The sequence below is a fragment of the Enterococcus sp. VV15 genome (genome assembly GCF_005236045.1).
In the GTDB taxonomy this organism is placed as follows: Bacteria; Bacillota; Bacilli; order Lactobacillales; family Enterococcaceae; genus Enterococcus_B; species Enterococcus_B durans.
Window position 1 is genome coordinate 66,037 of record NZ_QPTY01000005.1, and the last position, 11,778, is coordinate 77,814.

General features: G+C 40.0%; 11 protein-coding genes, 1 pseudogene and 1 other annotated feature. Of the genes and pseudogenes, 3 read left to right on the forward strand and 9 right to left on the reverse strand.

The window, feature by feature from the left end; genetic code table 11:
- Positions 1-7: 7 nt before the first annotated feature.
- The 9 genes and pseudogenes from DVW83_RS03450 to DVW83_RS03490 all read right to left on the reverse strand — a co-directional run bounded on the left by DVW83_RS03450 (position 8) and on the right by DVW83_RS03490 (position 8,896).
- Positions 8-538, reverse strand: coding sequence for an NYN domain-containing protein (locus DVW83_RS03450; RefSeq protein WP_104661881.1), 531 nt, complete (start codon positions 536-538; stop codon positions 8-10).
- A 3-nt stretch (positions 539-541) separates the two neighbouring features.
- Positions 542-1,285, reverse strand: a pseudogene (gene rlmB / locus DVW83_RS03455) (23S rRNA (guanosine(2251)-2'-O)-methyltransferase RlmB); the annotation flags it as partial.
- A 112-nt stretch (positions 1,286-1,397) separates the two neighbouring features.
- Positions 1,398-1,793 carry a Mini-ribonuclease 3 gene (locus tag DVW83_RS03460; RefSeq protein WP_104661879.1) on the reverse strand — a complete coding sequence of 132 codons (396 nt, stop codon included), beginning with the start codon at positions 1,791-1,793 and terminating at the stop codon, positions 1,398-1,400.
- Complete coding sequence (gene cysS / locus DVW83_RS03465) at positions 1,790-3,202, reverse strand: cysteine--tRNA ligase (RefSeq protein WP_104661878.1); 1,413 nt, start codon at positions 3,200-3,202, stop codon at positions 1,790-1,792. Before cysS ends, DVW83_RS03460 begins: the two co-directional genes overlap by 4 nt.
- Complete coding sequence (gene epsC / locus DVW83_RS03470; RefSeq protein ID WP_081135691.1) at positions 3,199-3,735, reverse strand: serine O-acetyltransferase EpsC; 537 nt, start codon at positions 3,733-3,735, stop codon at positions 3,199-3,201. Before epsC ends, cysS begins: the two co-directional genes overlap by 4 nt.
- An 82-nt stretch (positions 3,736-3,817) precedes the next feature.
- Positions 3,818-4,060: a binding site (T-box leader), on the reverse strand.
- The gene (gene gltX, locus DVW83_RS03475; protein WP_005876899.1) at positions 4,057-5,517 is read right to left on the reverse strand and encodes a glutamate--tRNA ligase; all 1,461 of its coding nucleotides are present in this window, start codon (positions 5,515-5,517) and stop codon (positions 4,057-4,059) included. Its footprint overlaps the feature before it by 4 nt.
- Before the next feature lie 236 nt (positions 5,518-5,753).
- Positions 5,754-6,908 carry a PIN/TRAM domain-containing protein gene (locus tag DVW83_RS03480; protein ID WP_104661877.1) on the reverse strand — a complete coding sequence of 385 codons (1,155 nt, stop codon included), beginning with the start codon at positions 6,906-6,908 and terminating at the stop codon, positions 5,754-5,756.
- Between the two features lie 36 nt (positions 6,909-6,944).
- A complete protein-coding gene (gene radA / locus DVW83_RS03485) occupies positions 6,945-8,315 on the reverse strand; it encodes a DNA repair protein RadA (RefSeq protein ID WP_137239036.1) in 1,371 nt (456 codons plus the stop codon).
- Between the two features lie 47 nt (positions 8,316-8,362).
- On the reverse strand, positions 8,363-8,896 hold the full coding sequence (locus DVW83_RS03490; protein ID WP_104661875.1) for a dUTP diphosphatase: 534 nt from the start codon (positions 8,894-8,896) through the stop codon (positions 8,363-8,365).
- A gap of 208 nt (positions 8,897-9,104) precedes the next feature.
- Between DVW83_RS03490 and proB the strand changes: the two genes are divergently transcribed.
- From proB to DVW83_RS03505, 3 genes are all read left to right on the forward strand, one after another.
- Complete coding sequence (gene proB / locus DVW83_RS03495) at positions 9,105-9,911, forward strand: glutamate 5-kinase (protein WP_104661874.1); 807 nt, start codon at positions 9,105-9,107, stop codon at positions 9,909-9,911.
- Positions 9,908-11,152, forward strand: a complete 1,245-nt coding sequence (locus DVW83_RS03500; RefSeq protein ID WP_104661873.1) for a glutamate-5-semialdehyde dehydrogenase — start codon at positions 9,908-9,910, stop codon at positions 11,150-11,152. Before proB ends, DVW83_RS03500 begins: the two co-directional genes overlap by 4 nt.
- 97 nt (positions 11,153-11,249) lie before the next feature.
- Positions 11,250-11,594, forward strand: a complete 345-nt coding sequence (locus DVW83_RS03505) for a hypothetical protein (RefSeq protein ID WP_104661872.1) — start codon at positions 11,250-11,252, stop codon at positions 11,592-11,594.
- Positions 11,595-11,778 lie beyond the last annotated feature (184 nt).

The window sequence follows — 11,778 nt, forward strand, 5'->3', positions numbered from 1 at the left end:
AACAATGTTATCTATCTTTTCGCATTAAATCGTCTAACTTTTGGGACAGTTTTGCTAATTGTTCGTCATTCCAAGGAGAGTTCCGACGAAAATCCACAAAACGCATATTTATATTGTCTTGAGCTATATTTTTTTCCGTTTTCTTGATCGTTTTATACAACTCATATGCAGATGTTCGTAGAGCGCCTTGCGAAAAAATCATCCATTGTTCTGCCAAGTCGCTGGTAGCAACTGTCACTTGGGTCAATCGATCGTTCAGTTTTCCTGCGATTCGTTCGATATAGCTATCCGCAGTTTCATCTTCTTTTGTGAATACTACCTCTAGCTGATATTTTTTGTAGTTTTGTTGGATACCTGGAACTAGTTGTGCATCAAAAACAATAATTACTTCGATTCCTTCATATTTTGCGTAATTAGATAATCGGTGAAGGAGCGCTTCTCTGGCATCCGCCATTTTATCTTGTTTTTTTAGTGCCACTAACTCAGGCCAAGATCCGATCATGTTATATCCATCTACGATCAACAACTGTTTTTTCATCGCTTATTCCCCCTGTCGTTGGGAGAAAGCTTGGTACATCAAAAGACCTGCTGCGACACTGGCATTCAAACTTTGTACATGTCCAATCATTGGGATCGTCAATAGCTCGTCCATCTCTTTTTTTAGACCTGGACTCATGCCACGTCCTTCATTACCAATGACTAATGCAATTGAACCTTGCGCGTTCCATTTTTGAAAGTTTGTTCCATCCATATCGGTACCAAATACCCAGAATCCTTCTTCTTTGAGCTGTTGGACCGTTTGAACAAGATTTGTCACTCTGGCAACTAGCACGTGTTCGACAGCCCCTGTAGAGGTTTTTGTTACGATAGGGGTAATTCCTACTGCACGATGCTTTGGAATGATTACTCCATCTACTCCACTAGCATCTGCTGTTCGTAATATAGATCCGAAATTATGTGGATCTTCAATACTATCTAAAATCAAGAAGAACGGTGTTTCCGTCTTCTCCTTTGCCTGTATCAGTAATTGATCCAGCGAAAGATACTCATAAGGTGTGATGGCTAGAACGATCCCTTGGTGTACGCCATGATCACTCAAAGTATCCAATTTTTGCTTTGGTACCCATTTAACTGGAACTGACTGCTCTCTAGCAATTGTTTTTAGCTCATCGATTTTTTCTCCACGAGCGTCTTCTTGAAGGAACAACTTGTTGCCACGTCCTTGTTGCAAAGCTTCAACCGACGCATGATGCCCAAAAATAAAATTATCTTCTAGTGGTTCCTCTTCTGCTGATTTCATCACTGACTCAGGTCTGTTTGCTTTATTCTGTACAAATTTAGGTGACTTTTGTTGACTTTTTTTATTGCGTTTTGTGTAGTTACGCTCGTTTTTTTCTCTACTCATTTTTTTCACCGACTTTCTGGATACACCAACGAATCAATTCTTCCATTCGTTCTGTTTGTTTTGTTAAATGCAAATACCCCATCAACGCTTCAAAACCTGTCGCAATCCGATAAGTAGCAATATCTGCATTTTTCGCACTTGTGTGACTTTTAGCATTTCTTCCTCTACGGTAGTAGATTTCCTCTTCTGCCGTCATCAACTGTTCTTCTACCATTTTTTTGATCAAATAAGCTTGCGCATTCGCTGAAACATAGCTTGTAGCTGCGCGGTGGAGTTTATTGGGCTTGGTTTCTCCTTGCTCGACCAAGTAATCTCTGACATAGATTTCATAGATAGCATCGCCTACATAAGCTAAGGCTAGTCCATTTAATTGTGTATAATCTTTCATGCTTCTCTTCTCCAACGAGTCCCTTGCGGTGTATCATCAAGCAAGATCCCCTTTTCTTTTAATAAGTCTCTGATTTCATCACTACGGGCAAAATCACGATTTTTTCTTGCCTGTGTCCGTTCTTCAATCAGCTGTTCGATTTCTTCATCCAATAATTCAACGGAGGTAAATAAAATACCAAAGATCGATAGCCATTGTGTAAATAAAGCTTTTCCTTTTTCTAACACTGCAGCAGAAACTTCACTCTTTTCTAAGTACGTATTCAACCATTTCGCTAATTCATATACCACAGTGATTCCGTTAGCTGAATTGAAGTCATCATCCATTTCTTCAATGAAACGTTGCTCGATCTGGTCTAATTCCATTAAAAGATGCGCATCTGCTTCTGAATGTCCTATAGCCGTTGGCAAACGAAATTGAACATTATCGAACGTATTTCTTAACCGTTGCAAGTTCGTCGCTGCTTCTTTCATTGTCGTCTCACTGTAACGAATCGGTCGACGATATTGGGTAGTTGCCATGAAGAAACGGATTACTTGCGGATCAACTGTCTGGATCAGTTCATGTACTGTAATGAAGTTGCCTAGCGACTTACTCATTTTTTGGTCTTCTTCACCGATTGTCACGAAGCCGTTGTGCATCCAATAATTGGCAAATTTCTTGCCTGTTTTTGCTTCACTTTGTGCAATTTCATTTTCATGATGTGGGAATTCTAAATCTTGTCCACCACCATGGATATCAATTGTATCACCAAGATGTTTTGTTGCCATGACAGAGCACTCGATATGCCAGCCTGGACGTCCTTTGCCCCATGGGGAATCCCAAGAGATCTCTCCATTTTTTGCTTTTTTCCAAAGGGCAAAATCAAGAGGGTCTTCTTTTTGACTTTGCTCTTCTCCAGTACGTTGACTTGCACCGATCTCTAATTCATCAATGGATTGGTCACTTAATTTTCCGTAAGATGTGAATTTTCTTGTACGGTAATAGACATCCCCATTTGCTTCGTACCCATATCCTTTTTCAACAAGTGTTTGGATGAATGAGATAATATCAGGCATGTGGTCCATCACACGGGGATGGAGTGTTGCTGGCTCCACATTCAATGCTTGCGTGTCTTCTTCAAACACCTGGATAAAACGATCGGCTACTTCTGGTGCTGTCACGCCTAACTCATTTGCCACACGGATGATCTTATCATCGACATCTGTAAAATTGGAGATATAGTCGACTTGATAGCCTCGATACTCAAAATAACGACGGATCGTATCAAAAGCAATCGTACTACGTGCATTGCCGATATGGATGTAGTTATATACTGTCGGTCCGCAGACATACATCCCCACCTTCCCTTCGTTGATTGGCGTAAATAGTTCTTTTTTTCTAGTTAATGTATTATAAATCTTTATCATTCTGATCTCCTCACTTTTTCACCTTTGATCCGTACCACTTTTGCAGGGATACCAACAGCTGTTGCATCATCTGGAATATCTTTCAAAACGACTGCTCCTGCGCCGATTTTGGCATTCTTACCGATAGTGACCGGCCCCAATATCTGCGCATTCGCAGAAAGCATCGCACCTTGTTTGATGGTTGGATGTCTCTTTCCTGTTTCTTTTCCAGTACCGCCTAAAGTGACCCCATGGAAAAGGACCACGTCATCAGCCACTTCTGCTGTTTCACCGATTACGATGCCCATCCCGTGGTCAATAAACACGCCTCGTCCAATTTTTGCACCAGGATGTATTTCGATCCCTGTTATGAAACGCCAGAATTGTGCGTTGATTTTTGCCAGTAAATAAAGTCGATGCTCATATAAGTAGTGAGAGACTCGGTGCCAAAACAATGCGTGGAAGCCTGGATAAGTCAATACGACTTCTAAAGTCGAACGTGCAGCTGGATCATTTTTCTTGGCTGCCTCTACGGCACGGGTAAACCACCCCATCTGTTGTCACTCCTTTCTTCACTTTGTGTGTATGTATTTTCTTTTGGAAAAACAAATAAGCGCCTTTAAATAAGTTTCCTTATTAAAAGACGCTAGTTGCGTGGTTCCACTTTTCTTTATAATCAAACACGATTACCTTTGACGGATAACGTTCGCGTTTACGTCCCTGACTACCTTACTGAAAGAAGCGAAAAACTCTTCTGATTCAATGTTCGTCAAGACCACTCCCAGAGGCATTTCAGTAAAAATTGATTAGCGACTTTCACCAGCCGTCGCCTCTCTTGAAATCAACGATTACCTACTTCTTTCTGTTCAACGTGTTTAATCTATTACTTGATTTAAATGTGCCAAGGATTTTTCACGTCCAAGCAATTCGATCGTTTCTGGTAATTCTGGACCATGCATTTGTCCAGAAACAGCGACACGAATTGGCATGAATAGATTTTTTCCTTTCACACCTGTTTCTTTTTGAACTGCTTTGATTGCAGCTTTGACTGTTGGTGCATCCACTACTTCCATTTGTTCTAATTGCGCTTTGAAAGCTGTCAGAACGGTTGGAACTGTTTCGCCAGCCAATACTTCTTTCGCTGCATCATTCAATACAGGATGTTCATTGAAGAACAATGCAGACATATCCACGATTTCAGCTGCATAACTCATTTGAGGTTGATACAGACTAACGATCTTTTTCACCCATTCGATTGTTTTTTCATCAGGATTTTCTTGAACACGTCCGTCAGCAATCAAATAAGGAAGACACATATCTGTTAGCTTATCTAAATCCATTTCTTTGATGTAATGGTTATTGACCCATTGTAGTTTCTTAGCATCGAACGCTGCTGGAGATTTACTCAAACGGTTTGGATCAAACATTTTGATCAAATCTGCTTGGTTGAATAGTTCATCTTCTCCAACTGGTGACCACCCCAATAAAGCAATAAAGTTGAACATTGCATCTGGTAAGTAGCCTAGTTCACGATATTGTTCGATGAATTGAAGGATCGATTCATCACGCTTACTTAGTTTTTTTCCTGTTTCTGTATTGATGATCAAGGTCATGTGGCCAAAAGTTGGTGGTGTCCAGCCAAACGCTTCATAGACCATCAATTGTTTTGGTGTGTTCGCAATATGATCGTCTCCACGCAAAACATGTGTGATCTTCATCAAATGGTCATCTACCGCTACAGCGAAGTTGTAAGTAGGCATGCCGTCACGTTTTTGGATCACGTAGTCGCCACCGATATTATCTGATTCAAATGAGATATCGCCTTTGACCATGTCCGTGAATTTGTATTCTGTGTTACGAGGAACACGGAAACGAATTACAGGTTCTAAACCTTGAGCTTCTTTTTTTGCTTGTTCTTCAGGTGTAAGGTTGGCACAAGTACCAGCGTAATGTGGCATTTCTCCTCGTGCGCGTTGTGCTTCACGTTCTGCTTCTAATTCTTCTTCTGTACAATAGCACTTGTAAGCACGATTGCTTGCAAGTAATTGATCAATTAGAGGCTGATAGATTTCTTTTCTTTCTGATTGACGATACGGACCATATTCTCCAGGATTTTCAGGAGATTCATCCCAATCCATCCCTAACCAAGCTAGATTTTCCAACTGGCTTTTTTCACCGTCTTCAATGTTTCGTTTTTGGTCTGTATCCTCGATACGAATAATAAAATCTCCATCATTGTGGCGGGCAAACAAATAATTGAATAATGCTGTTCGAGCATTCCCAATATGCAAGTGCCCGGTTGGACTTGGTGCATAGCGTACGCGTACTTTCGTCATTTTCTTCCTCTTCTTTCAAACTAGTCTTTAAGAGCTATGGGCTGATTCATTTACGAACAAATGAACAAAACGATTTAGCAAGAGGCTATTTCATTTTAATTGTTCCATAATTCTTTATAGGCTTTTCGACAAAAAATAAAAGCCACTCAGCCAAATTTTACCTTTTATAAGGTAAATAGTAAAGCCAACTGGTTGAAATTCCTTACCAGTTGGCTATTTTTATCGATTATTTCAGCTTATTTACTTTTTTCTGTTTCTTTTTTATTGTCTTTATTGTCGATTCCGCGTCCAGCATGAGCTGGCTTAGCAAAAATCATTCGACCAGCCGCAGTTTGCAACGCACTCGTTACAACGACCTCAATGTGTTCATTCATATAATGCTGCCCGTCTTCAACAACGACCATCGTACCATCATCAAGATAAGCTACTCCTTGCTGACGTTCAGTTCCTGCCTTAACTACCAATACATTCATGTTTTCTCCTGGGATCACAACAGGTTTAACTGCATTCGCTAACGCATTGATGTTCAAAACTGGGACATTTTGAAATTCAGAGACTTTATTCAAGTTGTAATCGTTTGTCACGATCACACCGTCTAGTAATTTAGCTAATTTGATCAATTTACTATCCACTTCTGTGATATCTTCGAAGTCCCCATCATACATTTCAACAGATATTCCTTCTTCTTTTTGCAAAGCATTCAAAATATCTAACCCACGACGTCCACGTACTCGCTTCAAGCTATCTCCTGAATCGGCAATATATTGTAATTCATACAAGACAAAATTCGGGATCATCAATGTGCCTTCTAAAAAGCCCGTTTTCGTGATGTCATAGATTCGCCCATCAATGATCACGCTAGTATCCAAGATTTTGTATTTATGGAAGTTTTCACCTTGTTTGCGTTCTAATAGCTGACTTTCTACCTCGCTAGCTGTTTCTTGTTCCGTTTTTTTATTTCGAGGCCCAAAGATTTTTTTCCACTCGTCGATCCGAGTCGTCCCCATTCTCAATCCTAGATAGCCTAAAATGACCATCAATAAGATCGGCAAGACACTATTAACAACTGGTATATTCGTATTGTACAGTGGCGTTGAAATAATCACACCTAATGTTAACCCGATGATTGCCCCGATCGCTCCAAATAAGAGATAGGTCAAACTCACTTCACTTAATTTTTCTTCGATCTGTTTGATTACAGCTGAAATATGTTTTGCCAATAGCAAAGATAATAGAAAGAAAATAAGTGCGCCTAACAGGCTATTGGTAAATGTATTATTTAGCCATCCATTTGATTGTTGATCCACTGTCTGCCAAGCCGTAGGTAAAAAGGAAATCCCTAAGCTTGCGCCGACAATGACCATCAACAAGGTGATGACACGTTTTTGCATATTCGTTCCTCCATTTCATTCATTTGATTTTTGATTTTAGCGAAACACACGTTTTAATGTTTCAGCTAATGTGGCTACGCCCACTACTTCGATTCCCTGAGGTGGTTGCCATCCGCCAAGATTATTTTTTGGCAGATACACTTTTGTAAATCCTAATTTCTGTACTTCTTTGACCCTCTGCTCAATATGACTTACCCGTCTGATCTCACCAGTCAAACCGATTTCGCCAATAAAGCATTCTGTTGGCTGTGTTCCTTTTTCTTTGTAACTCGAAGCAATACTGATCGCAATAGCTAAATCAATGGCCGGTTCATTTAATTTTACCCCACCAGCCGCTTTTAAGTAAGCATCTTGATTCTGCAACAATAAGCCTGCTCTTTTTTCTAGGACAGCCATGATCAGTGAGACTCGGTTAAAATCTAAGCCAGTCGTTGTTCGTTTTGCGTTTCCGAACATCGTGGGCGTCACAAGCGCTTGGATCTCTACTAAAATAGGACGAGTGCCTTCCATTGCCACCACGATGGCTGAACCGGTTGCGCCTTCTAAGCGCTCTTCTAAGAAAATCTGCGAAGGATTCACCACTTCCTCCAACCCATGCTCGTGCATCTCAAAAATACCAATTTCATTTGTCGAACCAAATCGATTCTTCACCGCTCTTAAAATACGGAAACTGTGGTGTTGTTCTCCTTCGAAATAAAGAACCGTATCTACCATGTGTTCGAGCATTCTTGGACCTGCAATCGACCCTTCTTTTGTGACATGTCCAACGATAAAAATAGCGATACCGTTCGTTTTGGCAATTTTTAATAATTCTGCGGTCGTTTCCCGCACTTGACTCACGCTACCTGCTACACTCGTGATATCCGGTTGTGTCATTGTTTGGATGGAATCAATAATGACATAATCAGGAGAGATTTGTTCAATTGCTCGGCTGATCTCATTCATATCTGTTTCTGCGTATAAATAAAATTCCGTGTCGATCGATCCTAGACGTTCCGCACGTAGCTTGATTTGCTCAGCGCTTTCTTCACCAGATACATATAATACTTTACCACCAATGTCTGCAAGTTGTTGTGAAACTTGTAATAACAACGTCGATTTCCCGATACCTGGATCTCCACCGATCAAGATCATTGATCCTGGAACAACACCGCCTCCTAATACTCGATTCAATTCAGCAAGTTTCGTTTTTACCCGTGATTCTTTTTTGGGGATGACTTCCGCAATTTTAGTTGGCTTCGCTTTTTCACCAGTTAAGCTCGTCCTAGTTCTGCGGTCGCTAGTATCCTGCTCAATTTCTTCCACCATCGTATTCCATTTTCCACAATTCGGGCATCGCCCTAAAAATTTAGGCGAAACATACCCACAGTTCTGACAGACAAATTGCACTTTTGCTTTTTTTGCCATCGTCTCGCCTCCTTAAATTATCTTTTTAAATTTAACTCTACCTTAAATCAATGTTGGTTGGATGAACCAAAACCGCCTTGACGGGCATTTTCCGTCTGATCTTGATCTACTTTTAAAAACGGTAGGAAGATTCCTTGACCAATCCGCTCGCCTTTTTTGATGACTACATCTTTGAAGCCGAAGTTGGTGAACTGGAACATGATATGTCCTTCATTTGCTTCATTGTTGTAATAGTCACTGTCGATCACACCCACACCATTGGTCAAGATCAAAAAGCGTTTTAACGGATTACTTGAACGGTTCGCTAACTGTAAGAACTCCTCTTCCCCCATGTATGCCTTGATACCAGTTGGCACGAGTACGGGTTTGATTTTTTTCTCTTCGTCTGCAACCATGTTATTTTTCAATACCTCAGTCATTGTTGCCATTCCTTGCTTTAGTCCCGCTTTCCATACACTTGGAATCACAATTTCTTCTGCCGCTTCAAAATCATAGCCTGCAGCATGATGTGTGGCTCTTTTTGGTAAGTTTATTTGTTGCTTTTCATAAGTTGATATAACTTCAAATCCTCTTTTTTTCACCGAATTTCCTCCCAGAATAAACTATTTTTATTTTAACATATTCATTGGAACAAAAGCTCTTCTTTAAAAATTCTTCATGAAATTCTGTTATGCTGAAGAAAATCACCATTTCTACTGAAAAAAAATTAGATTTTTAACATGACTTTATGGTACAAAACAAGTAGAATAGAACGAAATCTATCAGTGTAAATAATTATAGAGGTGTCACATGCGAAAAGAAGTTATCAAAGCCAATCGAATTGTTATTAAAGTCGGAACAAGTACGTTGATCTATCCTAATGGGACAATCAATCTAGCTGCCATCGATCAACTTGCATTTGTTCTATCTGATCTGCACAATCGTGGAAAAGAGGTCGTCTTAGTCTCTTCTGGTGCTGTAGGTGTCGGGATGCATAAAACGAATCGTTCGACCCGCCCTGCTACCATTCCTGAACAACAAGCCATAGCGGCAATCGGTCAAGCTGAATTAATGAACATCTACAATCAGCGTTTTACTGTCTACAATCAGCAAACTGCCCAAATCTTAGTTACTAGAGATGTGATCGATTTTCCGGAAAGCAGAAAGAATGTTGTAAATACGTTGGAGCAGTTATTGGCGATGGGCACGATCCCAATCGTTAATGAGAATGATACTGTAGCCGTCGATGAATTAGACCACTTAACAAAATTCGGCGACAACGACCAATTGTCTGCCATTGTTACAAAACTGATCAATGCGGACTTATTGATCGTCTTATCCGATATCGATGGTTTTTATTCAGATAATCCGACAGTCAATCCCAATGCCAAAATGTACCAAACTGTTACGGGAATCGATAATACACTAATGGAACAAGCCGGTGGTGCAGGTTCGACCTTTGGAACTGGCGGCATGCATAGTAAATTAAAAGCCGCCTTACGTATTTTTGAAGCACAAAGCACGATGATCTTGGCAAATGGAAAAGATCCTAAGATCATTTTTGACCTATTAGCTGGAAAAGAAATTGGCACACTATTTAAGGAGGAACAGTCATGACTGATTTAAACCAACTTGGAAAAGATGCAAAGAAAAGTGCCCATATACTCGCGTTGATGAGTACTGAGCAAAAAAATTCTCTATTGAAACAAATGGCGTTGACGCTCAAAAAAAATCAAGGCGCACTATTAGAAGCCAACCAGAAAGATTTAGCACAAGCTGAAGAAAATGGTATCAATGAAACGATGCTAGATCGCTTACGTCTAACACCGGAACGAATCCATGCAATGGCAGAAGAAATGAACAAAGTCGCCCAATTAGATGATCCTATTGGAAAAGTAGATCAAATGTGGACTAATGCTGATGGTCTCTTGATTGGGAAAAAACGAGTGCCACTTGGTGTCATCGGGATCATCTATGAATCCAGACCAAACGTTACTACTGATGCAGCCAGCTTAGCTTTTAAATCAGGAAATGCGGTCATCCTACGTGGTGGAAAAGAAGCCTTCTCCTCAAATCAGTTGTTGGTTCAATTACTGCAACAAACATTAGTGAGCGCTGGACAATCCCCTTATGCCATCCAATTTGTTGATGACACGTCACATGAAACAGCAGAACAATTGATGAAATTAACCGACTACTTGGATGTTTTGATTCCTCGTGGTGGTGCAAACTTGATCCGTCGCGTTAAAGAACAAGCAACAGTACCGATTATTGAAACAGGCACAGGAAACAACCATGTCTATATCGATAAGGATGCCCAATTGTCTATGGCGGTTGATATCATTGTCAACGCAAAGGCCTCTCGTCCTTCGGTATGCAATGCAGCAGAAACCTTACTGATCCATTCAGAAATTGCACCTTTCTTTTTACCAGTCATTGAAAAAGAACTCGTTGAACATGGTGTTTCCTTGCGCGCAGATGCTCGGGCTATGGACTACTTAGAAACCGCTACGCTAGCAGAAGAAAATGATTGGGACACCGAATATCTGGATTATATTTTAGCAGTAAAAGTGGTTGATTCCTTAGATGATGCAATCACACACATCAATCAGCATAACACGAAGCATTCCGAAGCCATCGTCACAGACAGTTACCAAGCTAGCCAACGCTTTTTAAATGAAGTTGACGCCGCCGCTGTCTATGTCAATGCCTCTACTCGCTTCACAGATGGCGCTGTCTTCGGTTTTGGTGCAGAAATCGGCATTTCCACACAAAAACTACATGCGCGTGGACCAATGGGGCTGAATGAATTGACTTCCACCAAATATGTCATTTATGGAGATGGTCAAATCCGTTAAATTGTTTCACACGAAACATTTACGTGCTTCAAAATAAACTATGCTAAATCTTCTTTTTAGTATGTATGTTGAAAATTTTATTTAGAAAGGTCCCACTATGTTTGAAATTCTAAAAATTTTCTTTGTTTATATCGTTTCCTTGAATCTCTCTGCTTTTTTAGGTGTTGGCCTTTTAGCTCTTTTTTTCCAGTTTAAAAAAAGAAGCTTGCGAAATGCGCAAGCAAAGTGGAGTAGTTATCTGCAACGAATTGGTCCAAAAGGAATGGTTCGGCGCTTATATCTCAGTTATATGATCGCTTTAAGTGCCCTAGCTATACTCAATTACATTTTTGCTTTTAACCAATCGATTGCTTATACGATTACTTTACTGATTGCAGGTATCTTCCATCTTTCATATAAATACCAATTAAATAAGAGTAATCTTACCAATCGATTCAAATAATGGATACAAACAGTAAGAAAATCAGTCATTTTATCAATTAAGAAAAGAGATTGAGACAAAAGTCGTTTAGATTTGAGAAATTGAAGAAAAAACGAATAAACGGTGGGAGCAGAAGCAACTCCTTCTTAAATAAGCCGAAATTCACAAAAATTTGAAAAGCAATTTTAATGAATTTCTTCTTATT

Coding starts and splice junctions, on each gene's coding strand:
- DVW83_RS03450 (WP_104661881.1), bottom strand. CDS start 538: ATGAAAAAACAGTTGTTGATCGTAGATGGATATAACATGATCGGATCT.
- DVW83_RS03460 (WP_104661879.1), bottom strand. CDS start 1,793: ATGAAAGATTATACACAATTAAATGGACTAGCCTTAGCTTATGTAGGC.
- cysS (WP_104661878.1), bottom strand. CDS start 3,202: ATGATAAAGATTTATAATACATTAACTAGAAAAAAAGAACTATTTACG.
- epsC (WP_081135691.1), bottom strand. CDS start 3,735: ATGGGGTGGTTTACCCGTGCCGTAGAGGCAGCCAAGAAAAATGATCCA.
- gltX (WP_005876899.1), bottom strand. CDS start 5,517: ATGACGAAAGTACGCGTACGCTATGCACCAAGTCCAACCGGGCACTTG.
- DVW83_RS03480 (WP_104661877.1), bottom strand. CDS start 6,908: ATGCAAAAACGTGTCATCACCTTGTTGATGGTCATTGTCGGCGCAAGC.
- radA (WP_137239036.1), bottom strand. CDS start 8,315: ATGGCAAAAAAAGCAAAAGTGCAATTTGTCTGTCAGAACTGTGGGTAT.
- proB (WP_104661874.1), top strand. CDS start 9,105: ATGCGAAAAGAAGTTATCAAAGCCAATCGAATTGTTATTAAAGTCGGA.
- DVW83_RS03500 (WP_104661873.1), top strand. CDS start 9,908: ATGACTGATTTAAACCAACTTGGAAAAGATGCAAAGAAAAGTGCCCAT.
- DVW83_RS03505 (WP_104661872.1), top strand. CDS start 11,250: ATGTTTGAAATTCTAAAAATTTTCTTTGTTTATATCGTTTCCTTGAAT.